We start from the raw sequence: 23129 nt of genomic DNA on the forward strand, positions 1-23129 counted from the left end.
CTTGCCGGTATGACTGAGACAGTTTCCGCGGTGCTTGCCGGTATCCAGGAGCTGCTACCGGTGTTGCGGGAACGCGCGCAGGAAGCCGAGGACCTCCGGCGCGTGCCCGAGGAGTCGATCAAAGCGTTGCAGGAGACGGGTTTCTTCAAGCTCCTGCAGCCGAAGCCGTACGGTGGCTACGAGGCCGACCCGGTGAGCTTCTACACCGCGGTCAAGCTGATCGCCTCGGCGTGCGGCTCGACCGGCTGGGTCGCGTCCATCCTCGGCGTCCACCCGTGGCACGTCGCGTTGTTCGACGCGCAGGCCCAGGAGGACGTCTGGAGCGACGACCACGAGGTCCGCATCTCGTCGTCGTACGCGCCGATGGGCAAGGCGACGGTCGTCGAGGGCGGCTACCGGCTGACCGGGCGCTGGAGTTTCTCCTCGGGCTGTGACCACTCGACGTGGGTGCTGCTCGGCGGGCCCGCGTTCGCCGACGGCAAGCCGGTGGACTTCTGCACGTACCTGCTGCCGATCAGTGAGTACACGATCGAGGATGTCTGGGACACCGTGGGACTGCGGGGGACCGGGAGCAACGACATCATCGTCGAGGACGTGTTCATCCCGCAGCATCGGGCGCTCAGCTTCATCGCGACCTCGAAGTGCAAGACGCCCGGCCAGGCGGTGAACCCGGGCCCGCTGTACCGGCTTCCTTATGGCTCAGTGCATCCGAGCACGATCACCGCACCGATCATCGGCATGGCGCAGGGCGCGTACGACGCGCACGTCGAGTACCAGCGCACCCGGGTGCGCGCCGCCTACGCGGGCGAGCAGTCCAAAGAGGACCCGTTCGCCAAGGTGCGGATCGCCGAAGCGGCCAGCGAGATCGACGCGGCCTGGTTGCAGCTGACGCACAACATCGACGAGCTGTACCAGCTGGCGTGCAAGGGGGAGAAGCTTCCGTTCTCGACGCGGCTGCGCGTGCGACGCGACCAGGTGCGCGGGACCGAGCGGGCCATCATGGCCGTCGACCGGCTCTTCGAGAACTCCGGCGGACGGGCGCTGAAGGCCGGTACGCCGATCCAGCGGTTCTGGCGCGACGCGCACGCGGGCCGGGTGCACGCGGCGAACGACGCCGAGCGCGCGTACGTCATGTTCGGCACGGGCGCCTTCGGGCTGCCGGTCGAGAATGCGATGGTGTGATGGGGAAATTCGCCGAAGTCAACGGCCTGAAGCTGCACTATCACGAGGCGGGCGAGGAGCACGCCGAGACGGTCATCCTGCTGCACGGCGGCGGGCCCGGCGCGTCGGCGTGGAGCAACTTCGGGCGCAACGTGCCGGAGTTCGCCAAGTCGTACCGGACGATCGCGGTCGACCAGCCGGGGTTCGGGCAGTCGGACAAGCGCACCGAGCATCCGCAGTACTTCGGGTACAGCGCGGACGCGGTGGTCGGGCTGATGGACGCGCTCGGCATCGAGCGCGCGGCGTTCGTCGGGAACTCGCTCGGTGGCGGCACGGCCGTCCGGCTGGCGCTGAAGCACCCGTCGCGGGCCGGTCGGCTCGTGCTCATGGGGCCGGGCGGGCTGAGCGTCAACCTTTTCGCGCCCGATCCCACCGAGGGCATCAAGAAGCTCGGACGGTTCGGTGCCGCGCCGACGCGCGAGAACATCGAAGCGTTCCTGCGGATCATGGTGCACGACCAGTCGCTGATCACGCCCGAGCTGATCGACGAACGGTTCGCCGTGGCATCGGCTCCGGAGTCTCTGGCGGCCATGCGGGCGATGGGAAAGTCTTTCAGCCAACCGGAAACCTACGAGCAGGGCATGCTGTGGCGCGAGGCGCACCGGCTGCGGCAGCGGGTGCTGCTGATCTGGGGCCGCGAGGACCGGGTCAACCCACTCGACGGCGCTTTGCTGGCGTTGAAGATGATCCCGCGCGCGCAGCTGCACGTGTTCGGCCACTGTGGACACTGGGCGCAGCTGGAGAAGTTCGACGAGTTCAACCGGTTGACGCTCGATTTCCTGGGAGCATCCTGATGGGCATTCGTTCGCTGGGCTACCTCCGCATCGAGGCGACCGACATGGCCGCCTGGCGTGAGTACGGCCTCAAGGTGCTGGGCATGGTCGAGGGCAAGGGATCGGACCCCGAAGCGTTGTACCTGCGGATGGACGACTTCCCCGCGCGCCTCGTGATCTTCCCTGGCGAGAAGGACCGGCTGGCGCAGGCGGGCTGGGAGGTCGCGAACGCGGGCGAGCTGGACGAGATCCGGTCCAGTTTGGACAGTCACTCGGTACCGTACAAAGAGGGCAGTCCCGAGGTGCTGGCCGACCGGTGCGTCAACGGCCTGATCACCTTCGACGACCCGTCCGGCAACACCTTGGAGATCTTCCACGGCGTCGCGCTGCAGCACCGGCGCGTGGTGAGTCCGTACGGGCACCGGTTCGTGACGGAGGAGCAGGGACTCGGCCACGTCGTACTGTCCACACACGACGATGAGGCGGCGCTGCGGTTCTACCGCGACGTGCTCGGCTTCCGGCTGCGCGACTCGATGCGGCTGCCGCCGCAGTTCGTCGGCAGGCCCGCCGACGGGGAGCCGGCGTGGCTGCGGTTCTTCGGCTGCAACCCGCGGCACCACAGTCTCGCGTTCCTGCCGATGCCGACGCCGAGCGGGATCGTGCACCTGATGGTCGAGGTGGAGAACACCGACGACGTCGGGCTGTGCCTCGACCGCGCGCAGCGGCGCAAGGTGCCGATGTCCGCGACGCTCGGCAGGCACGTCAACGACCTGATGCTGTCGTTCTACATGAAGACCCCCGGCGGCTTCGACGTCGAGTTCGGCTGTGAAGGCCGCCAGGTCGACGACGAAAGCTGGATCGCGCGCGAGAGCACGGCCGTGTCGTTGTGGGGGCACGACTTCTCGATCGGCGCCCGGTGACGTCCCCGGTGGTCGACGCCGTCCGGTTCCGTTCGGTGCTCGGCCACTTCTGCACCGGCGTCGCGGTCGTCACCGGCCACGACGGTGTCGCCCCGGTCGGCTTCGCCTGCCAGTCCTTCGCGGCACTGTCCCTCGATCCGCCGCTCGTGCTGTTCTGCCCGTCGCGCACGTCCCGCACCTGGCCGGTGCTCGCTTCCGCCGGCCACTTCGCCGTGAACGTGCTCGGCGAGCATCAGCAGGAGGTCAGCGCGACGTTCGGCGCGCGGGGCCAGGATAAATTCGCGTCCGTCAAGTGGACGCCTGCTCCGTCAGGTTCGCCGCTGCTCGACGGCGCCCTCACGTGGATCGACTGCTCGCTCGAAGCGGTGCACGAGGCGGGTGATCACTACGTGGTCATCGGCCGGGTAACCGCGCTCGGCGAGCCGTCCGACGCCCGGCCGCTGCTCTTCCACCGCGGCCGGTACACGGTCACCGAGCCCGCGCCGGACACCCTGGCCTCGTTGCTGACCTGGCCGCGCCCCGACGACTGGCTCTGAACGGCGGCATGTCGAAACGCCGGTGGTGACTCCGACTTACCCATACGATGACCCGTATGGGAGGACCTTCATGGACACTGTGACCTCGGCGGATGGCACCAAGATCGCGTTCGAGCGGGCCGGGGACGGCCCGCCGGTGATCTTGGTCGGCGGCGCCTTCAACGACCGGTCGACCGTCGCGGGGCTGGCGGCCGCGCTGAACCCGGAGTTCTCCGGGATCGGCTACGACCGGCGCGGCCGCGGCGACAGCGGCGACGGCGACGAGTACGCGATCGAGCGCGAGGTGGAGGACATCGCCGCGCTCATCGAGCACGTGGGCGGCCGGGCTCACCTCTTCGGGCACTCGTCGGGCGCGATCCTCGCGCTCGAGGCCGCGCGGCGCGGGCTGCCGATCGACAGGCTCGCCGTCTACGAGCCCCCGTTCATCGTCGGCGGGCGAGAGTATCCGGGCGACGACCTCACGGCGAGGCTGCGGGCCTGCGCCGAGGAGGACCGGCGCGAAGACGCGGTCATGTTGTTCCTGACGGAGGGCGTCGGCGTGCCGAAGGAGCAGGTCGAGGGCATGAAGAGCAGCCCGATGTGGGGCTGGTTCACCGGGCTCGCGCACACCCTCTACTACGACACGACGCTCTGCGGCCCCGGCAACCGCCTGCCCGGCTGGCTCGAGACGATCACCGTGCCGACGCTCGCGATCGGCGGGGGCACCACCGACGAGTGGATGCGCCTGTCCGCGAGCGCGGTCGCGGAGGCGATCCCGGATGGACGGTACGTCGTCCTCGAGGGGCAGGACCACGGCGTGCTCGCGCACCCCGAAGCGCTCAAGCCGCTGCTGGCCGAGTTCTTCGGCTAAAGGGCTCGTGAGTGTTTAGGCCGGTTAGAACCGGCCGTACCACTCACGACCCCCCAGGTTGGAGTGCGCGGCCCAGCCCCGCGGTGCGCGGCTTGGGTGAGGGAGGCCCTGACCCGAAATGTTGGGTGAGGGAGGCCCTCATCGGGTCGGACTGGGTGAGGGAGGCCCTGACCCGAAATGTTGGGTGAGGGAGGCCCTCACCGGGGCGAACTGGGTGAGGGAGGCCCTGACTCAAGGCAACCTCGGGGGCAGACCTCGGGCGGCTTCCACGCGGCTAGGGCCCGTCCCCCCTCCCGGCTCAAAGGGCTCGTGAGTGTTTAGGCCGGTTAGAACCGGCCGTACCACTCACGACCCCCCAGGTTGGAGTGCGCGGCCCAGCCCCGCGGTGCGCGGCTTGGGTGAGGGAGGCCCTGACCCGAAATGTTGGGTGAGGGAGGCCCTCATCGGGTCGGACTGGGTGAGGGAGGCCCTGACCCGAAATGTTGGGTGAGGGAGGCCCTCACCGGGGCGAACTGGGTGAGGGAGGCCCTGACTCAAGGCAACCTCGGGGGCAGACCTCGGGCGGCTTCCACGCGGCTAGGGCCCGTCCCCCCTCCCGGCTCAAAGGGCTCGTGAGTGTTTAGACCGGTTAGAACCGGCCGTACCACTCACGATCAGCGCGGTCACGAGCCGAGTGCTTGCCACCAGGGGTCGACGGCGGGCGGGGCCGAGACGTCGACCCGCTGGCCGGGCCTGGGGATCGCCAGCTCGACGTCGTGGGCCTTCGCCTCGCGCCAGACGCGGTCAGCCGGCTCGGTCCACGGGTGCATGGCCAGGGTGAACGTGGCCCAGTGGACCGGGATGAGCAGGCGGGCGCGCACGTCGAGGTGGGTGGCGACGCCCTCCTCCGGGGTCATGTGGATGTCCGGCCAGGTCGGGGCGTACGCGCCGATCTGGATCAGCGCCGCGTCGAACGGGCCGTGCTCCTCGCCGATCCGGGCGTAGCCGTCGAAGTAGCCGGAATCGCCGGTGTAGAAGACGCGGTGCTCGGGGCCGATCAGCGCCCACGACGTCCACAAGGTGCTGTCGTTGGACAGGCCGCGGCCGGAGAAGTGCTGGGCCGGGGTCGCCACGAAGCGGACGCCGGCGACCGTGGCCTCTTCGTTCCAGTCGAGCTCGATGATCCGCGACGCCGGGACACCCCAGCGCTCCAGGTGCGCGCCGATGCCGAGCGGTACCAGGAACGGGGCGGCCTGCGTCTTGAGCAGGGTCCGCACCGTCGGCATGTCCAGGTGGTCGTAGTGATCATGGGAAATGACGATCGCGTCGATCCGGCCGAGTGACTCGATCGGCCGAGGCGGCTCGTGGAGCCGCTTCGGACCGGCGAAGGCGGCGGGGGAGACGCGCTCGCCCCACACCGGGTCGAGCAGCACGCGGGCGCCGTCGATCTCGACCAGGGTGGACGCGTGCCCGAACCAGGTGAGGTGCAGTCCTTCGGCGCGCGGCGGCAGCGGGTCGCGGACGATCGGGATCTCCCCGGCCGGTTTGCGCTGCTTGCGGGTCTCGCCGAAGAACATCTCCCGGAAGATCTCGCGGTAGGTCGAGGCGGGCATCTCACGGCGGGGCGCGGTGTTGTGGAACGTCCCGTCCGCGTACTGCGGCGAGCGCCGCATGCGGTCCACCCTGGCGCCGGTCGCTTTCGCGCCGAACGCCGCGGGCAGGTCCTTCAGTGCCCAGGCGGCGCCCGCCACGCCCAGCGCCGCCACGATCCTCTTCTTCATACTTCGAGTCTACGAGCGGTTCCTGAGAGGTTCCCCAGCCTCGTGGAGGCTGCGCAGCACCAGCGAGTACGAGTTGAGCAGCGTCGTCTTGCTGTAGGGGATGCCCAGCTCGGCGCAGTAGTCCTCGACGATGCGCTGGGCCTGGGCGAGGTGCGGGGCGGGCATGCTGGGGAACAGGTGGTGCTCGATCTGGTAGTTCAGGCCGCCCATCGCGATGTCGACGTGCCGTCCACCCAGGATGTTGCGCGAGGTCAGCACCTGCTTGCGGAGGAAGTCGAGCTCGGTCTTGCCACTGAGGATCGGCATGCCCTTGTGGCTGGGCGCGAAGACCGATCCCATGTAGACACCCCAGAGGCACTGGTGCACCAGCACGAACAGCACGGCTTTACCGGGAGACAACACGGTGAACACCGCGGCCAGGTAGAGCACGACGTGCGCGGTGAGCAGTGACCCCTCGATCCACTTGTGCTTCAGCGATTTGCTGAACAGCGCGCGGAATCCCGAAACATGCAGGTTGAAGCCCTCGAGCGTGAGCAGCGGGAAGAACAGGAACGCCTGGTAGCGGCCGATGAACGCGGGCACCCCGCGCGCGGCCTTGGCCTGTTTCTTCGACCAGACCAGCACATCCGGGTCGACATCCGGGTCGAGCTCGTCGTGGTTCGGGTTGGCGTGGTGGCGGGTGTGCTTGTCCATCCACCAGCCGTAGCTCATGCCGATGCCGAAGTTGCCCATCGCCCAGCCCGCGATCTCGGTCGGCCGCCGCGTCCGGAAGACCTGGCGGTGCGCGAGGTCGTGGGACAAGAAGGCGATCTGGGCGAACATCACGGCGAAGAAGACCGCGATCCCGAGCGACCACCAGCTGTCGCCGAGGAAGGCGAAGCCCGTCCAGCCCGCGGCGAAGAGGCCGATCACCAGTGAGAAGCGCGCGATGTAGTAGCCGGGACGCCGCCGGAGGAGGTCCGCCTCCGAGACGCGCCGGGTAAGCCGCGCGAAATCACTACCGGGCGGCGAGAGAACTTCGTTTGTGGTCACACCCCACACAGTGACAGGTGGCCAGGCGCGCGGGAATAGCGTGGACCACAATGTTCATACTGGGGTTTGCCCTACCCTCGCGAGATGATCGCGGGGCGCGCCGAACAATTGAGCGCTCAGGTGCGCGCGTTTGAAGTACCGGTGCGCCTCGTGTTCCCATGTGATCGCGATGCCGCCGTGCAACTGGATCATCTCGGCCGCGACCGCGCAAAATGCCTCTGAGCAGTACACTTTCGCGATCGCGGCCATACGCTCGGACGTCGCCGCGTAGGCCGCGGAGCGCGCGGTCTCGATCAGCACGTACAGGTCGGCCATGCGGTGTTTGAGCGCCTGAAACCCGCCGATCGCCCGTCCGAACTGCTTTCGTTGCTTGCAGAATTCCACTGTGATGTGCAACGCTCGCGCGGCCGCGCCGGCCTGCTCCGCAGCCAAAACCGCCAAGGCGACATCTCTTACCTGATTGATGTTGACTTCACCGACGGGGTGTGCATCGACGATTTCCACGCTCGCGAGGCGCCGCGTCTCGTCCATCGTCGGGGTGTGCCGCTTGTGGGCGCTGTCCACTTCGTACAGCGTATTTCCCTTGGCGGCCAAGAGGATCTCCGCAGTGTCGCCGTCGATGACGTACTCGCCGGTAAGTGCCAGCGCGCCGGTGGTGCCCTCGGCCAGCCGGGGCAGCAATCGTTTGCGCGCCGTTTCGTCCTCAGTGGACAGTAGGGCCTGGGTGGCCAGAACCGTGCTCAGGAAAGGAACATCCGCCAGCACGCGGCCCAGTTCCTCGGCGACGATCTGGATCTCGGTCAGCCCGGCGCCGAGACCACCGTATTCTTCGGGAATCGCCAGTGCCGTTACGCCTATTTCACACAGGGCCTGCCATGGTTCCGGGTTGCGTTCCAGTGCTTTTCGCACGCTGGCGCGCAACGCTTCCTGCTCTTCCGTGAAGCTCACAGCGACTCCAATACACGTGCGCGGTGAAATCCTTGTGTGCCCCAGGCGGCGATCAAGGCGCGCACTTTGGTCAGCCGGGCACCCAGTGGATGTTCGGCCGTATAGCCGATCGCGCCGTGGACTTGAAGACCGGTCCGCGCGGCCAGCTGGGCGGCGTCGGCGACGGCGACCTTCGCCGCCGAAACGTCGCGGGGACTCAGGCTCAAGGCTGCCGCGTAGAGCAACGGCTTGGCGAGTTCGAGCCGGGTGACGACCTCGGCGAGCAGATGCTTGATCGCCTGATATCGGCCGATTTCCCGGCCGTATTGTTTCCGTTGTTTCGCGTATGCAACAGAATTGTCCAGTAGCCAGCGGCCTAGGCCTAGTAATTGGGCCGTGGTGGCGAGCGCGCCGAGCTCGAACGCGCGCGCCGCGTCGGCCGCCTTGCCGATGATCTCACCTGGCTCGACCTCGAACAGCCTGCGCGATTTGTCCACAGAGGACAAGCCGCGTCCGGCGGTGAAGGCCCTCAGGTCGTCGCCGTCCACGAAGATCCTCGCTTCGGCGGTGTCCGCGTCGAGCGCGTACGGCACATGTGGCGGGTAGACAATGGACGCCCAGGTCTCACCCGCCGCGACGCCCGCCAGGATTTCGTCGTCGAGCAGAGCCGGAAGCACGGCGACCGTGTCGACCCAGGGGCCTGGTGTGGCGTGATAGCCGAGCTGGTCGAAGGCGACCACGAGGTCGACCGTGCTCGCGTCGAGCCCGTCGAATCGTTCTGGGACAAGCAAAGCCGGGACGCCCAGTTCGGCGAGGCCTTTGGGGCCGGTCTCGGTCAGGCAGGCGTCGATGCTGGCCGCGAAGTCGAGTTGCTCCTGGGACAGTGCGAACCTCATCGGTCACCTCGCGGCAGGCCGAGCAGGCGTTCGGCGACGGTGGTGCGCTGGATCTGGTCGGTGCCGCCGTAGATCGGCCCGGCGAGCGAGAACAGCCACCCGTCCGACCAGCCGTCCACCTCGGCCTCCGGGCCGAGCAGATCCAGCGCCGTCTCGTGCAGCGCGACGTCCAACTGCGACCAGAAAAGCTTGTTGACACTGGACTCCGGCCCGAGCTGCCCGCCTTCGGCGAGCCTGGTGACCGTGCCGAAGGTGTAGAGCTGATATGCCCGCGCGCCGATCCAGGCGTCCGCGACCCGATCCGCGACCTCGCGAGGCCTGCCATGGCGATCCCACTCCTCGACGAGCCGATCCGCGGCCGCGAGGAAACGGCCGGGACTGCGCAAGGACAATCCGCGCTCGTTGTTGGCCGTGGTCATGGCGACCTTCCAGCCTTCGCCGACCGCGCCGATCACGTCCACATCGGACACGAAGACGTCGTCGAAGAACATCTCCGCGAACCCGGGTTCGCCGTCGAGCTGGGGGATCGGGCGGACGGTCACCCCCTCGGCCCGCAGATCCGCCATGAAGTAGGTCAGTCCTTTGTGGCGGCTGCTCGCCGGATCACTGCGGAACAACCCGAACGCATGGTCGGCGAAGGCGGCACGCGAACTCCACGTCTTCTGCCCGTTGAGCAGCCAGCCGCCGTCGGTGCGGGTCGCGGTGCTGCGCAGCGCGGCGATGTCGCTACCCGCTTCGGGCTCTGACCAAGCCTGCGCCCAGACTTCTTCGGAGCGCGCCATTTTCGGGAGTATCCGGCGCCGCTGCTCCTCGGTGCCGTGGGAGAACAGCGTCGGCGCGAGCATGAAGATCCCGTTTTGGTTGACCCGCAAGGGCGCGCCCGCGGCGTAGTACTCCTCCTCGAACAGCACCCACTCCAGCAGGCTCGCGTCCCGCCCGCCGAATTCCGCGGGCCACGAAACGACCGACCAGCGCGCGTCGGCCAGCCGCGCTTCCCACTCGCGATGTTCGGCGAACCCCGCGGCGGTGTCGAAGGACGCCAGACGGCGATCCGGCACGTTCGACCGAAGCCAGTCGCGGGCCTCGTCGCGAAAGGCGATCGTGGCGGCGTCGAGATCCAGGTCCATCAGGATTTCCGATTCGCGTCGCGCATCGAGCGGGCGTCCTGGCCGCCGAGCGAGTCACCGCCGGACAGCTCGGCGTTGTGGGCGTGCGCGAAATGATGCAACCCGAACACGGAGTCCATTCCGGACCGCAGGCCCATCAGGTCTTCGGCCTGGTTGACCGCCTTCTTCGCCAGCGCCAAGCCGAAACGGGGCATCTCGGCGATCTTCTCCGCGAGCGCGAGCGTCTCCTTCTCGAGATCGTCACGCGGCACGACCCGGTTGAGCATGCCCCATTCCTTGGCCTGCTGAGCGCTGAACCGCTCGCCGGTGAACAGCACCTCCTTGGCCGCGCGCGGGCCGAGCACCCACGGGTGCGCGAAGTACTCGACCCCCGGGATTCCCATCCGCACCACGGGATCGGCGAAGAACGCGTCCTCGGAGGCGACGATCAGGTCGCACACCCACGCGAGCATCAGCGCGCCCGCGATGCACGCGCCCTGCACACTCGCGATGGTCGGCTTCGGGATTTCCCGCCAGCGGCGGCACATCCCGAGATAGACCTCGGACTCGCGCGCGAACCGCTGGTCACCGCCCTCGGCGCCGACATGGTCCCACCACAGGACCGCCTTGCGCTCGAACGAGACGTCGGCGTCGCGCCCGGGTGAGCCGATGTCGTGTCCCGCCGAGAAATGCTTGCCCTCGCCGGCGAGCACGATCACCTTGACCTCGTCGTCCTCGACCGCTCGCTGGAACGACGCGTCGAGCGCGTACGTCATGGCCGAGTTCTGCGCGTTGCGGTACTCGGGCCGGTTCATGGTCACGATCGCGACCGGGCCGCGCCGTTCGTACCGGACCTCGCTCATGGGTTTTCCTCTCGCAGTACGCGTTTCAGCACTTTCCCGGAGGCATTGCGCGGCAGTTCGTCCCGGAATTCGACGAACCGCGGCTGTTTGTAGTTCGCGAGGTTCTTCTTGCAGTAGGCGAAGACGTCCTCTTCGGACAGTTCGCCCCGGCGCAGGATGTACGCCTTCCCGACCTCGCCGAGCAGCTTGTCGGGCACCCCGATCACGGCGGACTCCGCGACCCCGTCCAGCCAGGCCAGCGCCTGCTCGACCTCGGCGGGGTAGACGTTGAACCCGCCGACCACGTACATGTCCTTGATGCGGTCGGTGATCCGCAGATAGCCGCGCTCGTCGAGCACGCCGACGTCGCCGGTGTGCAGCCAGCCGTCGGCGTCGATCGCCTTCGCGGTGGCCTCGGGATCGTCGAGATAGCCGAGCATCATGTTGGGGCCACGCAACAGGACTTCGCCGTATTCGCCCAGTTTCACCTCGAACCCGGCGGCCGCGCGGCCGGAGAACCGTGCCACGGTCGCCTTGTCGTCACCGGGTCTGGACATCGTCGCGACGACCGCTTCGGTGAGGCCGTAGCCGGTGAGCACGGTCTCGAAGCCGATCTCGGTCTGCATGCGCTCGACGAGTGCCTCGGGCACGGTCGCGGCGCCGGTCACCGCCAGCCGCAGGCTGGAGAGGTCGTGCGTCAGGCGTTCGGGCGTGTCGAGCAGGACCTGGTAGATCGTGGGCGCGCCGGGCAGCACGCTGATCCGCTCCGCTTCGATGAGCCGCAACGTTTCGTGGACGTCGAAAGTCCGCTGAGGCACGAGCGTCACCCCGCGCAGCAGCGCCGCGACGATACCCGCCTTGTACCCGAAGCTGTGGAAGAATGGGTTGATCACGAGGTAGCGGTCGCGCTCGGTCAGCTCGCCGCATTCACCCCAGGCGTCGGCCACCGCGAGCGTCCGGCGGTGGCTGGTCATCGCCCCCTTGCTCTGGCCCGTGGTGCCGGAGGTGAACAGGATGTCGCTCACGTCGTCCGGGCCGACCTGCGGCAGCAAGCCGACGTAGTGCGGAATGGCAGCCCATTCGGTGACCCCGTCGCGCGGCGGTTCCTCGCCTTCGACCGGAATGCGCAGCACGGTCGCGGGCACCGAGCCGTCGAGGTCGGCGAGCCGGTCGACACCGAGGAACGTGCCGGTGATGATCAACGCCGACGCGTCGCTGCGGCGCAGGATGTCGCTCGTCTCGCGCGCGGTGAAGCGGGTGTTGATCGGGACCAGGGTCGCGCCTGCGGTCAGTACGCCGAGCGCGGCGACGACCCAATGCCAGGTGTTGGGGGCGCAGAGCGCGACGCGGTCACCGTGGCGCACCCCCGAATTCGCCAGGAAGCCCGCCACGTCACGGGCATGGGTGTGCAGCTCGCGGTAGGTGAGGCGCACGTCGCCGTCGGCCAGCGCCTCCTGGGCGCCGAACCGCTCGGCCGCGGCCGCCAACGCCGCCGGGATCGTCTCTTCCATCTGAGGTCTCCCTAGCAAGTGCTTGGTAGGGTAGCCTACGCAGGAGCTCGCCAGATGTCGACAGGTGGTGAATCCGGTGTTCCGTGACGAGGTCCGAGCCTGGCTCGAGGAGAACCTGCGCGGCGAATTCGCCGCGCTCAAAGGACTTGGCGGGCCCGGCCGTGACCACGAGGCCTACGAGGAACGCGTGGCCTGGGAACGGCACCTGGCCGCCGCGGGCTGGACCTGTCTCGGCTGGCCAGTCGAGCACGGCGGCCGTGGCGCGACGCTGGACGAGCAGGTGATCTTCCACGAGGAGTACGCGCGGGCGGACGCGCCGGCGACCGTCGGGCACATCGGGCAGAACCTGCTCGGCCCGACCTTGATCGCGTTCGGCACGCCCGCGCAGCAGCGGCGCTTCCTGCCCAAGATCCGGTCGGTCGAAGAGCTGTGGTGTCAAGGCTACTCCGAACCCGGCGCCGGTTCCGACCTCGCGGCGGTGTCAACGACCGCGAGACTCGAAGACGGCGAATGGGTGCTGCACGGCCAGAAGGTCTGGACGTCGCACGCGCATCTCGCCGATTGGTGTTTCGTGCTCGCGCGCACCGAACCCGGGTCGAAACGCCACAAAGGACTGTCCTACCTGCTCGTTCCCATGCGTCAGCCCGGTGTCGACGTGCGGCCGATCCGCCAGCTGACCGGGACCTCCGAGTTCAACGAGGTCTTCTTCGACGGCGCGCGCACCGCCGCCGACCTGGTCGTCGGTGAACCGGGCGATGGCTGGCGCGTGGCCATGGGCACGCTCGACTTCGAACGCGGGGTCGCCACACTCGGCCAGCAGGTCGGGTTCCGGCGTGAGCTGCAGGCATTGACCGAGCTGGCCGATCCCGATGACCCGATCATCGCGGAACGGCTCCAGCGCGCGTGGGTGGGCTTAGAAGTTATGCGCGCGCACGCGATCCGGACCTTGGGCGACACTTCGCCCGGTGTCGCGGAAGTGTCCAAACTGGTCTGGTCGAACTGGCATCGCTCGCTCGGCGAGCTGGCGATGATGATCCGCGGTGAGCGCGGCATGCTCGCCGAGGACGGGCTCGACCAGTGGCAGCGGCTGTTCCTGTTCAGCCGCGCGGACACGATCTACGGCGGCTCCAACGAGATCCAGCGCAACGTCATCGCCGAGCGGGTGCTCGGCCTGCCGAGGGAGGCCCGGCCGTGATCCCGATCCCTAAGTATCCAGAAGGCGCGAACCTGTTGCGGGACAAGGTGGTCGTCGTGACGGCCGCCGCAGGCACCGGCATCGGCTCGGCGGTCGCCAAGCGCTGCGCGGAGGAAGGCGCCCGCGTCGTCATCAGCGACTGGCACGAACGGCGTCTCGCCGCCAAGGCCGAGGAGCTCGGGGTGCACGCCATCCCGTGCGATGTCACCCAGGAAGATCAGGTGCAGGCGCTCATCGATGGCGCGTCCGACCACTTCGGACGGATCGACGTGGTCATCAACAACGCCGGGCTCGGCGGGTCGAAATCCATTGTGGACATGACGGACGACGAGTGGTCGCGGGTCATCGATGTCACGCTGAACGGGACGTTCCGCGCCACCAGGGCGGCGATCAAGAAGTTCGTCGAGCAGGGTGGCGGCGGCGCGATCGTCAACAACGCGTCGGTGATCGGCTGGCGTGCGCAGGCCGAGCAAGCGCACTACGCCGCCGCGAAAGCCGGTGTCATGGCGTTGACGCGGTGCGCGGCCGTCGACGTCGCCCAGCACGGGATCCGGGTCAACGCCGTCGCGCCGAGCCTCGCGATGCACCCGTTCCTCGCCAAGGTCACCAGCGAGGAGCTGCTCGCCGAGCTGACCGGGCGCGAGGTTTCCGGGAGGGCGGCGCAGCCCTGGGAAGTCGCCAATGTCATGGTGTTCCTCGCCAGTGATTACGCGTCCTATTTGACCGGTGAGGTTGTGTCCGTGAGCAGTCAGCATGCCTAAGCCAGGTGGCTCCCGCCGAGCCGAACTGCTGTCCTTGGCCGCGCGCCTGTTCGCCGAGCGCGGCTTCGTTTCGACGACCGTGCGCGACATCGCCGACGCGGCCGGCATCCTGTCCGGGAGCCTCTATCACCATTTCGACTCGAAGGAGTCGATGGCCGACGAGATCCTCACCGGGTTCCTCGACGAGCTTTTCGGGACCTACGCGGAGATCGTGGCGGCCGGGCACGGTCCCCGCGAGACACTCGAAGCCGTCGTCACCGCCTCGTTCGATTCGATCCACCGGCGTCCCGCCGAGGTCGCGATCTACCAGAACGAGGCGAAGCACCTCATGCAGCTGCCGAGGTTCGCCTACCTGGTCGACCGCAACGCCGAGTTCCGCAAGCTGTGGAACGGCATCCTCACCGACGGCGTCGGCGCGGGGGTCTTCCGCCAGGACCTCGACGTCGAGCTGGTCTACCGGTTCATCCGCGACACCGTCTGGGTGGCCGTCCGCTGGTACAACCCTGACGGCGCACTGACTTCCGACGCCGTCGCGAAGCAGTATCTCGGCATACTCCTCGACGGGATCGGGACGAAAAGTGGCTGAAGCGTACATTGTGGACGCGGTGCGCACCGCGGTCGGGAAACGCGGCGGAGCGCTCAGCGGGGTCCACTCCGCGGACTTGGCCGCGCATGTGATCACCGCTCTCGTCGAGCGCGCGGGCGTCGACCCGGCGCTCGTCGACGACGTCATTCTCGGCTGCACGGACACGATCGGCTCACAGGCCGGCAATATCGCCCGCACGGCCTGGCTCGCGGCGGGCTACCCGAACCACGTGCCGGGCGTGACCGTCGACCGGCAGTGCGGGTCGAGCCAGCAGGCCGTGCATTTCGCCGCGCAGGCGATCATGTCCGGCACGCAGGACCTCGTCGTCGCCGGCGGGGTGCAGAACATGAGCCAGATCCCGATCAGCGCTGCGATGATCGCCGGACGCGAGTACGGTTTCGATGATCCGTTTTCCGGCTCGAAGGGCTGGCAGGAGCGGTTCGGCAGCGCGGAGGTGTCACAGTTCCGCAGCGCGGACATGATCGCCGGGCACTGGGACATCTCGCGGGAGGCGATGGAGGAGTTCGCCTTCCGCAGCCACCAGCGCGCGCTGGCGGCACTCGACTCCGGCCGGTTCGAGCGGGAGATCGTGCCGTTCGAGCGGTTCCGGCTCGACGAGGGGCCGCGCCGGGACACCACCCTCGAGCGCATGGCGGGCCTGAAGCCGCTCAGCGAGGGCTCGCAGATCACCGCGGCGGTGGCCTCGCAGATCTCGGACGGGGCGAGTGCCACCTTGCTGGCCTCCGAGGCCTTCGTCCGCGAGCACGGCCTGACACCCCGAGCCCGCGTGCACCACCTTTCGGTGCGCGCGGCGGATCCGGTCTGGATGCTGACCGGGCCGATTCCCGCCACCTCGTACGCTTTGCGCCGCGCCGGAATGTCCATTGAGGACATCGACCTGTTCGAAGTGAACGAGGCGTTCGCGAGCGTCGTGCTGGCGTGGATCGAGGAGACGGGCGCCGACCCGGAGCGGGTGAACGTCAACGGCGGCGGCATCGCGCTCGGTCACCCGATCGGCGCGACCGGCACCAAGCTGCTGGCCACCCTGCTGCACGAACTCGAAGCCCGGGGCGGCCGCTACGGCCTGCAGACGATGTGCGAAGGCGGCGGCACGGCCAACGTGACCATCATCGAACGCCTCTGACCACCCCGGCGAGTCAGTGGCCCGGGATAAAGCCCGCTTTATCCCGGGCTTTCAGCGGCCTGCTCTGACCAGCAGCAATACAGCGACCAGGACGGCGATGACGGTGCCGGGGACCAGGTACCAGAGGGTCGCCACGGCCAGCGCCAGCCCGGCCGCGAACGACCACGCGGCCTCGGCCGCGACACCCACCCCGGCGGCCAGCCAGGCCGCGCCCAGCGCCACGAAGATCAGCTTCATCGGCGTCGACTCGGCGGGGAGGCCGACGCGTTCGACCAGGCGCGCCCACGGGCCGAGCTGCCCGGCGTGCTCGCCCGAGCCCGGAGTGATGTACTGCCCGGTCATCAGCGCGCGCATGCCGTCTACCAGCATGTATCCGCCCTGCAGCACGCAGAGTGCGACGGTGATCCACTTGAGTACGGACACCGCGAGAGCGTAGACCTCCGGGATTTTCCCGGGGTCTTTACGGATGTGCCGGTCACCTGATCGGCGCAAGCCTGGGGGCATGAGAAAACGACATCGTGTGACCAAGGCGGTCGTCCCGGCCGCGGTTCTCCTCGTGCTGGCGAGCGGCACGGCGAGCGCGTCCGGGCTGGAGTACCAAAGTCTCGACGGCACCGGCAACAACCGCGCGCACCCGGAGTGGGGCGTGGCCGGCGCGGCGTACCTGCGGCTGACGGGCGCCCGGTACGCGGACGGGCTCGGGGTGCCGGTCACCGGGCCGAACGCGAGACGGGTCAGCAACCGGATCTTCAACGACACCGGTCAGCGGCTCGCGTCGCCGCGCGGGATGACCCAGTGGACGGCGACCTGGGGCCAGTTCCTCGACCACACCTTCGGGCTGCGCAAGGACGGCGCCGAGATCCAGCCGATCCGCTTCGACCCCGCCGATCCGCTCGAACGGTTTCCGCAGGCCGGCGGGTTGCCGCTGCGGCGCAGCGCGACAGTGCCCAGCAGCGGGCCTCGGCAGCAGGTCAATCTGCTCGACTCCTACCTGGACGCGTTCGCGGTCTACGGCGGCACGCCCGAGCGGCTCGAATGGCTGCGGGAGGGCCCGGTCGACGGCGATCTCGGCAACAACGGCGCGCACCTGCTGCTGCCCGGCGGGATGCTGCCCAGGCGTGACGAGCGTGGCGACAAGAATTCGGCGCCGGGCATGGACGACCCGGTCGGGCTGGACGGGCGCGCGGCGGTCACCGGCGATCATCGTGCCAACGAGAACATCGGGCTTTTGAGCGTGCAGAACCTGTTCGCCAGGGAGCACAACCGGATCGTCGACCGGCTGCCGAGCGGGCTTCCGGAGGAGCTGAAGTTCCAGATCGCGCGGCGCGTGGTCATCGCGACGCAGCAGTACATCACCTATGAGGAGTTCCTGCCGTCGCTGGGAGTGCGGCTGGCGCCTTATCGCGGGTACAACCCGCAGGTGAATCCGACGGTCGGCAATGAGTTCGCCACCGTCGGCTATCGGGCGCACAGCATGCTGAACGGCGATCTCCGCTTCAAGACCGAGACCAGCCACTACACGCCGGCGCAACTGGAAGCGTTGCGTGCCAAGGGGTTGACGGTGACGGTCACCGGGGACGGTGGAGATCAAGGTGCCGTCCGAGGTGGCGACGTTCAACCCCGACCTCGTCACGCAGCTGCAGCTCGGGCCGGTCCTGCAGGGGCTGGGCGCGTACCCGCAGTCGGCCAGCGACGAGCAGATCGGGGATCTGGTGCGGAACATCGTGTTCCGGCGCGGCGACCAGATCGCGGTGTTCGACATCGGCGCCATCGACATCGAGCGCGGCCGTGACCACGGCATGCCGACGTATCAGCAGCTCCGGCAGGCGTACGGGCTCGCGCCGAAGGCCTCGTTCAGCGCGGTCACCGGCGAGGCGAGCGAGACGTTCCCGGCCGACCCCGAGCTCACGCCCGGCGCGGAGATCGACGATCCGGACGCGCTCGACTTCGTCCGGCTGTTCGACGCGGCGGGGAACCCGGTGCCGCCGGGCGGCGACACGGCCGTCCGAGGGGAGCGGCGGACCACGCTCGCGCCGCGGCTCAAGGCGCTGTACGGCGACGTGAACACGCTGGAGGCGTTTCCCGGCCTGGTGTCCGAGAAACCCGTGCCCGGCAGTGAGTTCGGCGAACTGCAGCTCGCGATCTGGAAGAAGCAGTTCGAGGCGATGCGGGATGGGGACCGGTTCTTCTACGGCAACGATCCGTCGCTCGTGGCGATCAAGGCGCTGTTCGGGATCGACTTCCGGCAGAACCTCGGCGACGTGATCGCGCGCAACACCGACGTCCCGCGTGGTCGACTGGCGGCGAACGTGTTCCGGATTCCCTAGGCTGGCGAAGGTGCGACCACGATGGCTGGTTCTGGTGGGGTGTCTCGGTTTCTGCTCGCTCGGCGTGCTGGCCTGGGCGGTGGAGTACACGCCGCGCCCGAGCCTGCCGGTGGTCGTGGCGATCATGCTGACCGTGGTCGGGCTGTCGGTGGTGCCGTGGACCCGGCTTGCCGCAGCCCGGCTGCGCGGCGATCACGAGGCGGACCGCCTGTTCCGCCGTGTGGTCGCCCTCTCGGCGTCGGCGGCGACGGGCGGCGCGGCCATCTCGGTGTTCCTGATCGGCGACACCCCGGCGGGCGCGGGCGTGGCGATGGCGTCCATCTTCGCCGCCGGGGTGGTCGCGCTGGTCGGTGCCGTGCTGCTGCCGTGGATCTACCTGCTGGCCAGGACCATCACGCGCGAGCGAGCGGCGCGCGTGCGCGCGGAGGAACGTGCCGAGGTCGCGGCGCATCTGCACGACTCGGTGTTGCAGGCGTTGACATTGATCCACAAGCGCACCGAGGAACCGGAGGTGCGGCGGCTCGCGCGCGGCACCGAGCGGGAGCTGCGGGCGTGGTTGTTCGGCAGGCCGTCGGAGGACGACTTCGCCGCCGCGATCGCCGAGCTGGTCGCTGAGGTGGAGGACCGATACGCGGTCACGGTCGAGTTGGTCTCGGTCGGCAGCCGCGCGCTCGACGCCAGGACCCGCGCGGTCGCCGGCGCGGTGCGGGAGGCGTTGACGAACGCGGCGAAACACGCGGGGGTAAGGGAAATGTCGGTGCTGGTGGAAGTGACCGAGACGGAAGTGTTCGCACTGGCCAAGGATCGCGGCCGCGGCTTCGATCCGTCGGTCCACAATGGACCACACCGGCGCGGGATCGTCGACTCGATCGAAGGCCGGGTCCGGCAGCACGGCGGCATGGCCGAGGTCCGTTCAATACCCGGTGAAGGCACCGAGGTCGAACTAAGGATGCCGCTGTGATCCGCGTCTTCGTCGTCGACGACCACGCGCTGGTCCGCTCGGGTGTCCGCGCGGAGGTCGGCGCGCACGTCGACGTCGTCGGCGAGGCGGCGACGGTGTCCGAGGCCATCGAAGGAATCCGCGCGTCACGGCCGGACGTGGTCCTGCTCGACGTCCACCTGCCCGACGGCGGCGGCCTGGCGATCCTGAACGCGGTGTCCTGCCCCGGCGTGCGCTTCCTCGCGCTTTCGGTGTCCGACGCCGCCGAGGACGTCATCGCGGTCATCCGCGGCGGGGCGCACGGGTACGTGACCAAGGCGATCTCGGGGCCCGACCTGTGCGAGGCGATCAGCCGCGTGCACGACGGCGACGCCTACTTCTCACCCCGCCTGGCGGGTTTCGTGCTCGCCGCGTTCCACGGCGACCCGGAGCTCGACCAGCTCACCCCGCGCGAGCGCGACGTCCTGCGCCTGGTCGCGGCCGGGTACACGTACAAGGAGGTGGGCACGCGACTGTCCATTTCGGCCAGGACGGTCGAGACGCACGCGGCGGCCGTGCTGCGCAAGCTCAGGCTGTCCAACCGGCGCGAGCTGACGCGGTGGGCCACGAACCGGGGCCTGACCTAGCGCCGGGGTTTCCGGCAGACTCGGGGCATGAGCATCAGTGCCGCTGCCGGGAGCGAGATCGGCAATCGCTACCGCGAGAACTACGACGTCGCCCACCTGAGCGTCGACCCGCTGCTCGCCATCGTGGCGGACGGCATGGGCGACGGCCGCGGCAGCGCCATGGCGGGCCGGACCACCGTGGACACCGTCGTCGAGCTGCTCTCGGCGCCGGCGACGGCGAAGTCGGTCCGCGAGGCGGTGGCCGCGGCCCAGCGACGGGTCGGTGAGATCGGCGCCGAACTCGGCGAGCTGACCGGCTGCACGCTGACCGCGCTGGTGCCGGGAGCGGACGGTTTCCTGATCGCGCAGGTCGGCGACTCCCGCGTCTACCGCCTGCGTGACGGCCTCCTGGAGCTGCTGACCACGGATCACACGATGGCCTGGCTGGGCGCGGTCCACGGCTGGTACCCGTTCGACTCGCCGCAGGCGTCCTCGGCGCGCTACCAGTTGACCCGATACATCGGGCATCCCGCGCGGCCGGAACCCGATGTGCTCACCGTGTTTCCCCGGCCGGGCGACGTTTTCCTGCTGTGCACCGACGGGATCGCCGAACAGGTTCCGTACCACCGGATGCTGGAGATCCTGGGCCAGCCTCGGTCACCGGAGGAACTGGTCTGGCAGCTGCTCGCGGACGCCGAAGCGGCAGGCGGACGTGACAACGCGACCGCGATTGTGGTGCGGGTGTGACGATTTCTCTGCGAGAGCTCACGCCGGATGACTGGGCCGAGTGGCGCGAGCTGCGGCTCGAAGCCCTGCGCGAGGCGCCCGAGGCGTTCGGCAGCACGCTCGCGGACTGGCTCGACGCGCCGGAGTCGCGGTGGCGCGGCCGTCTCGTGGACGTGCCGTTCAACGTCCTGGCCGAGTACGAAGGCAAGCCCGCCGGGATCGCCAGCGGAACGGCCGCCGACGAGAGCGCCACGGTCCAGCTGCTTTCGATGTGGGTCGCGCCGTTCGCGCGCGGCCAAGGTGTCGCGGACTCGCTGCTGGACGCCGTCGTCGCATGGGCGCGCGGCCTTGGCGCGGCGCGGGTCGGGCTGCTGGTCTACGAGACCAACGAGCGGGCGACCGCGCTGTACCGGCGGCACGGGTTCGTGGAGGTGTCGCTCGCCGCGGGCGAGCGGGTGATGAGCCGAGCGCTGGGGTCGTGAGCGTTGCGGGCGGTTCTAACCGCCCGCAACGCTCACGAGTCCTTACAGCGTCTGGGCGAGGCGGTCGGCCAGCAGGCGCGTGAAGCGCGGCGCGTCGTTCAGGTCGCCGCCCTCGGCCAGCAGGGCGAGGCCGTAGAGGAGCTCGGCCAAGTCGGCGTCGTCCTTGCCCTCGTCGTGGGCCTTGCGCAGCCCGGTGACCAGCGGGTGGGCCGGGTTGAGCTCGAGGATGCGCTTGATGTGCGGGACGTCCTGGCCCATCGCGCGGTACATCTTCTCCAGCGTGGGCGTGACGTCGTGCGCGTCGCCGACGATGCAGGCGGGCGAGGTGGTGAGGCGGGACGAGAGCCGCACCTCCTTGACGTTCTCCTCCAGCGACTTCGTCATCCAGGTGAGCAGGGACGCGAAGTCCTTCTGCTGCTGGTCGCGCTCGGACTCGGCGTCCTTCTTCTCTTCCTCGGTGTCGAGGTCGACCTGGCCCTTGGCGATGGACTGGAACCGCTTGCCGTCGAACTCGCCGATCGAGTCGACCCACATCTCGTCGACCGCGTCGGTGAGGATCAGCACCTCGTAACCCTTGGCGCTGAACGCTTCCATGTGCGGCGAGTTCTCGATCGTCGACCGCGAGGCGCCGGTGAGGTAGTAGATGTGCTCCTGGCCGTCCTTCATGCGCTCGATGTACTGGCGCAGCGTGGAAAGCTTCTCGGCGTCGTGGGTGGTTTCGAAGGACGAGATCTCGAGAATGGTCTCGCGGTTGTCGAAATCGTTGACGAGCCCTTCCTTGACCGCGGGGCCGAATTCCTTCCAGAACGTCTGGTACTTCTCGGTGTCCATCATGGACTTGACGGTCGAAAGGACCTTCTTGACCAGACGGCGGCGCATCAGCTGGATTTGCCGGTCCTGCTGCAGGATCTCCCGCGAAACGTTCAGCGAAAGGTCCTGCGCGTCGACGACACCCTTGACGAACCGCAGATATTCGGGCATCAGCGCTTCGCAGTCGTCCATGATGAACACGCGCTTGACGTAGAGCTGGACGCCGCGCTTGCGCTCACGCATGTAGAGATCCAGCGGCGCGTGCGCCGGGAGGAACAGCAGCGCCTGGTATTCGAACGTGCCTTCCGCCTTCATCTGGATGGTTTCCAGCGGGTCGGTCCAGTCGTGGCTGATGTGCTTGTAGAACTCGTTGTATTCGGCCTCGGTGGCGTCGTCCTTCGACCGCGCCCACAGGGCCTTCATCGAGTTGATCGTCTCGACCATGGATTCGCCGTCGCGCTCGACGGTCATCCGGACCGGCCAGGTGATGAAATCGGAGTACCGCTGGACGATCTCCTTGATCTTCCAGTCGGCGGTGTAGTCGAAAAGGTGGTCCTCGGCGTCTTCCGGCTTGAGGTGCACGGTGACCGAGGTGCCCTGCGGCGCGTCCGCGACCGTCTCGATCGTGTAAGTGCCCTCGCCACCGGATTCCCAGCGGGTCGCCTCGGTCTCGCCGGCGCGGCGCGTCAGCAGCGTGACCTTGTCGCCGACCATGAACGCGGAATAGAAGCCGACGCCGAACTGCCCGATCAGCTCGGTGGAGGCCGCGGTGTCCTTGGCCTCCTTCATCTTCCGCAGCAGATCGGCGGTGCCCGACTTCGCGATGGTGCCGATGAGGGTGACGACCTCCTCGCGCGACATCCCGATGCCGTTGTCGCGCACGGTCAGCGTCCGCGCTTCGGAGTCGACGTCGAGCGTGATGTGGAGGTCGGTGGTGTCGGCCTGCAGCTCCTTGTCCTGGAACGCCGCCAGCCGCAGCTTGTCCAGCGCGTCCGACGCGTTGGAGATGAGCTCGCGCAGGAAGATGTCCTTGTTCGAGTAGATCGAATGGACCATCAGCTGCAGGAGCTGGCGCGCCTCGGCCTGGAATTCGAGCGTCTCGATCTGCGTGTCCACCGCTGTCCTTTCTGGGAAAAGTACCTCGGCGGCCATCATCTCAAAACGCTAGACGTCCCCGAA

Annotated in this window: 23 protein-coding genes and 1 pseudogene; 15 read left to right on the forward strand and 9 right to left on the reverse strand. The window is 68.6% G+C overall.

Features of this window, described 5'->3' with window-relative positions:
• Positions 1 to 9 precede the first annotated feature (9 nt).
• The 5 genes from hsaA (at position 10) to BLV57_RS23225 (ending at position 4300) form a co-directional block, all read left to right on the forward strand.
• Positions 10 to 1182 (forward strand): 3-hydroxy-9,10-secoandrosta-1,3,5(10)-triene-9,17-dione monooxygenase oxygenase subunit, encoded by a 1173-nt coding sequence (hsaA, locus tag BLV57_RS23205; RefSeq protein WP_091292097.1) that lies wholly within the window; start codon positions 10 to 12, stop codon positions 1180 to 1182.
• On the forward strand, positions 1182 to 2015 hold the full coding sequence (gene hsaD / locus BLV57_RS23210) for a 4,5:9,10-diseco-3-hydroxy-5,9,17-trioxoandrosta-1(10),2-diene-4-oate hydrolase (RefSeq protein WP_091292098.1): 834 nt from the start codon (positions 1182 to 1184) through the stop codon (positions 2013 to 2015). The genes hsaA and hsaD overlap by 1 nt, the downstream gene beginning before the upstream one ends.
• Positions 2015 to 2914, forward strand: a complete 900-nt coding sequence (gene hsaC / locus BLV57_RS23215) for an iron-dependent extradiol dioxygenase HsaC (RefSeq protein WP_091292100.1) — start codon at positions 2015 to 2017, stop codon at positions 2912 to 2914. The genes hsaD and hsaC overlap by 1 nt, the downstream gene beginning before the upstream one ends.
• Positions 2911 to 3450: a 3-hydroxy-9,10-secoandrosta-1,3,5(10)-triene-9,17-dione monooxygenase reductase subunit gene (hsaB, locus tag BLV57_RS23220; RefSeq protein WP_091292101.1), complete on the forward strand. Its 540-nt coding sequence runs from the start codon at positions 2911 to 2913 to the stop codon at positions 3448 to 3450. Before hsaC ends, hsaB begins: the two co-directional genes overlap by 4 nt.
• Positions 3451 to 3520: 70 nt before the next feature.
• Entirely contained in the window at positions 3521 to 4300 is a 780-nt protein-coding gene (locus BLV57_RS23225) for an alpha/beta fold hydrolase (protein WP_091292103.1), read from the forward strand.
• A 662-nt stretch (positions 4301 to 4962) separates the two neighbouring features.
• Here BLV57_RS23225 and BLV57_RS23230 read toward each other — a convergent pair.
• Genes BLV57_RS23230 through BLV57_RS23260 form a run of 7 tightly spaced genes read right to left on the reverse strand, consistent with a single transcriptional unit; the run spans position 4963 to position 12374 of the window.
• A complete protein-coding gene (locus tag BLV57_RS23230) occupies positions 4963 to 6060 on the reverse strand; it encodes an MBL fold metallo-hydrolase (RefSeq protein ID WP_091292105.1) in 1098 nt (365 codons plus the stop codon).
• Positions 6061 to 6069: 9 nt separating this feature from the next.
• Positions 6070 to 7092, reverse strand: coding sequence for a fatty acid desaturase family protein (locus BLV57_RS23235; RefSeq protein WP_091292106.1), 1023 nt, complete (start codon positions 7090 to 7092; stop codon positions 6070 to 6072).
• A gap of 54 nt (positions 7093 to 7146) precedes the next feature.
• The gene (locus BLV57_RS23240) at positions 7147 to 8040 is read right to left on the reverse strand and encodes an acyl-CoA dehydrogenase family protein (RefSeq protein WP_091292108.1); all 894 of its coding nucleotides are present in this window, start codon (positions 8038 to 8040) and stop codon (positions 7147 to 7149) included.
• Positions 8037 to 8915, reverse strand: a complete 879-nt coding sequence (locus tag BLV57_RS23245) for an acyl-CoA dehydrogenase family protein (RefSeq protein WP_091292109.1) — start codon at positions 8913 to 8915, stop codon at positions 8037 to 8039. Before BLV57_RS23245 ends, BLV57_RS23240 begins: the two co-directional genes overlap by 4 nt.
• The gene (locus tag BLV57_RS23250) at positions 8912 to 10042 is read right to left on the reverse strand and encodes an acyl-CoA dehydrogenase family protein (RefSeq protein ID WP_091292111.1); all 1131 of its coding nucleotides are present in this window, start codon (positions 10040 to 10042) and stop codon (positions 8912 to 8914) included. Before BLV57_RS23250 ends, BLV57_RS23245 begins: the two co-directional genes overlap by 4 nt.
• Positions 10042 to 10884 (reverse strand): enoyl-CoA hydratase, encoded by an 843-nt coding sequence (locus BLV57_RS23255; protein ID WP_091292112.1) that lies wholly within the window; start codon positions 10882 to 10884, stop codon positions 10042 to 10044. The genes BLV57_RS23250 and BLV57_RS23255 overlap by 1 nt, the downstream gene beginning before the upstream one ends.
• The gene (locus tag BLV57_RS23260) at positions 10881 to 12374 is read right to left on the reverse strand and encodes a FadD3 family acyl-CoA ligase (protein ID WP_091292114.1); all 1494 of its coding nucleotides are present in this window, start codon (positions 12372 to 12374) and stop codon (positions 10881 to 10883) included. The genes BLV57_RS23255 and BLV57_RS23260 overlap by 4 nt, the downstream gene beginning before the upstream one ends.
• A gap of 67 nt (positions 12375 to 12441) precedes the next feature.
• Between BLV57_RS23260 and BLV57_RS23265 the strand changes: the two genes are divergently transcribed.
• The 4 genes from BLV57_RS23265 to BLV57_RS23280 are packed head-to-tail and all read left to right on the forward strand — an operon-like array spanning position 12442 to position 16060.
• Positions 12442 to 13569: an acyl-CoA dehydrogenase family protein gene (locus BLV57_RS23265; RefSeq protein ID WP_245757525.1), complete on the forward strand. Its 1128-nt coding sequence runs from the start codon at positions 12442 to 12444 to the stop codon at positions 13567 to 13569.
• Positions 13566 to 14330 carry an SDR family oxidoreductase gene (locus tag BLV57_RS23270; RefSeq protein ID WP_091292117.1) on the forward strand — a complete coding sequence of 255 codons (765 nt, stop codon included), beginning with the start codon at positions 13566 to 13568 and terminating at the stop codon, positions 14328 to 14330. Before BLV57_RS23265 ends, BLV57_RS23270 begins: the two co-directional genes overlap by 4 nt.
• Positions 14323 to 14916 (forward strand): TetR/AcrR family transcriptional regulator, encoded by a 594-nt coding sequence (locus BLV57_RS23275; protein WP_091292118.1) that lies wholly within the window; start codon positions 14323 to 14325, stop codon positions 14914 to 14916. Before BLV57_RS23270 ends, BLV57_RS23275 begins: the two co-directional genes overlap by 8 nt.
• Positions 14909 to 16060 (forward strand): acetyl-CoA C-acetyltransferase, encoded by a 1152-nt coding sequence (locus BLV57_RS23280; protein ID WP_091292120.1) that lies wholly within the window; start codon positions 14909 to 14911, stop codon positions 16058 to 16060. Before BLV57_RS23275 ends, BLV57_RS23280 begins: the two co-directional genes overlap by 8 nt.
• Before the next feature lie 51 nt (positions 16061 to 16111).
• Here BLV57_RS23280 and BLV57_RS23285 read toward each other — a convergent pair whose 3' ends face one another.
• The gene (locus BLV57_RS23285; protein ID WP_091292122.1) at positions 16112 to 16483 is read right to left on the reverse strand and encodes a hypothetical protein; all 372 of its coding nucleotides are present in this window, start codon (positions 16481 to 16483) and stop codon (positions 16112 to 16114) included.
• A gap of 79 nt (positions 16484 to 16562) precedes the next feature.
• Between BLV57_RS23285 and BLV57_RS44240 the strand changes: the two are divergent.
• The 6 genes and pseudogenes from BLV57_RS44240 to BLV57_RS23315 form a co-directional block, all read left to right on the forward strand.
• Positions 16563 to 17567: pseudogene (locus tag BLV57_RS44240) on the forward strand (peroxidase family protein); the annotation flags it as partial.
• A 97-nt stretch (positions 17568 to 17664) separates the two neighbouring features.
• Positions 17665 to 18387 (forward strand): peroxidase family protein, encoded by a 723-nt coding sequence (locus BLV57_RS44245; RefSeq protein WP_281244427.1) that lies wholly within the window; start codon positions 17665 to 17667, stop codon positions 18385 to 18387.
• 10 nt (positions 18388 to 18397) lie between these two features.
• Complete coding sequence (locus BLV57_RS42930; protein ID WP_143047128.1) at positions 18398 to 19348, forward strand: sensor histidine kinase; 951 nt, start codon at positions 18398 to 18400, stop codon at positions 19346 to 19348.
• A complete protein-coding gene (locus BLV57_RS23305; RefSeq protein WP_218134884.1) occupies positions 19348 to 19953 on the forward strand; it encodes a LuxR C-terminal-related transcriptional regulator in 606 nt (201 codons plus the stop codon). Before BLV57_RS42930 ends, BLV57_RS23305 begins: the two co-directional genes overlap by 1 nt.
• A 27-nt stretch (positions 19954 to 19980) precedes the next feature.
• A complete protein-coding gene (locus tag BLV57_RS23310; RefSeq protein WP_091292130.1) occupies positions 19981 to 20679 on the forward strand; it encodes a PP2C family protein-serine/threonine phosphatase in 699 nt (232 codons plus the stop codon).
• Positions 20676 to 21140, forward strand: a complete 465-nt coding sequence (locus tag BLV57_RS23315; protein WP_245757478.1) for a GNAT family N-acetyltransferase — start codon at positions 20676 to 20678, stop codon at positions 21138 to 21140. The genes BLV57_RS23310 and BLV57_RS23315 overlap by 4 nt, the downstream gene beginning before the upstream one ends.
• Before the next feature lie 42 nt (positions 21141 to 21182).
• Here the strand turns inward: BLV57_RS23315 and htpG are convergent, their stop codons facing one another.
• Positions 21183 to 23066, reverse strand: a complete 1884-nt coding sequence (htpG, locus tag BLV57_RS23320; RefSeq protein ID WP_176968769.1) for a molecular chaperone HtpG — start codon at positions 23064 to 23066, stop codon at positions 21183 to 21185.
• Positions 23067 to 23129 lie beyond the last annotated feature (63 nt).

This window comes from Amycolatopsis xylanica (assembly GCF_900107045.1).
Lineage (GTDB): Bacteria > Actinomycetota > Actinomycetes > Mycobacteriales > Pseudonocardiaceae > Amycolatopsis > Amycolatopsis xylanica.

Excerpts from the sequence above, each read along its gene's own strand:
- hsaA (WP_091292097.1), top strand. The coding sequence starts at position 10 with ATGACTGAGACAGTTTCCGCGGTGCTTGCCGGTATCCAGGAGCTGCTA.
- BLV57_RS23255 (WP_091292112.1), bottom strand. The coding sequence starts at position 10,884 with ATGAGCGAGGTCCGGTACGAACGGCGCGGCCCGGTCGCGATCGTGACC.
- BLV57_RS23310 (WP_091292130.1), top strand. The coding sequence starts at position 19,981 with ATGAGCATCAGTGCCGCTGCCGGGAGCGAGATCGGCAATCGCTACCGC.
- hsaD (WP_091292098.1), top strand. The coding sequence starts at position 1,182 with ATGGGGAAATTCGCCGAAGTCAACGGCCTGAAGCTGCACTATCACGAG.
- BLV57_RS23245 (WP_091292109.1), bottom strand. The coding sequence starts at position 8,915 with ATGAGGTTCGCACTGTCCCAGGAGCAACTCGACTTCGCGGCCAGCATC.
- BLV57_RS23250 (WP_091292111.1), bottom strand. The coding sequence starts at position 10,042 with ATGGACCTGGATCTCGACGCCGCCACGATCGCCTTTCGCGACGAGGCC.
- BLV57_RS23230 (WP_091292105.1), bottom strand. The coding sequence starts at position 6,060 with ATGAAGAAGAGGATCGTGGCGGCGCTGGGCGTGGCGGGCGCCGCCTGG.
- BLV57_RS23275 (WP_091292118.1), top strand. The coding sequence starts at position 14,323 with ATGCCTAAGCCAGGTGGCTCCCGCCGAGCCGAACTGCTGTCCTTGGCC.
- BLV57_RS23260 (WP_091292114.1), bottom strand. The coding sequence starts at position 12,374 with ATGGAAGAGACGATCCCGGCGGCGTTGGCGGCCGCGGCCGAGCGGTTC.
- hsaC (WP_091292100.1), top strand. The coding sequence starts at position 2,015 with ATGGGCATTCGTTCGCTGGGCTACCTCCGCATCGAGGCGACCGACATG.
- BLV57_RS23225 (WP_091292103.1), top strand. The coding sequence starts at position 3,521 with ATGGACACTGTGACCTCGGCGGATGGCACCAAGATCGCGTTCGAGCGG.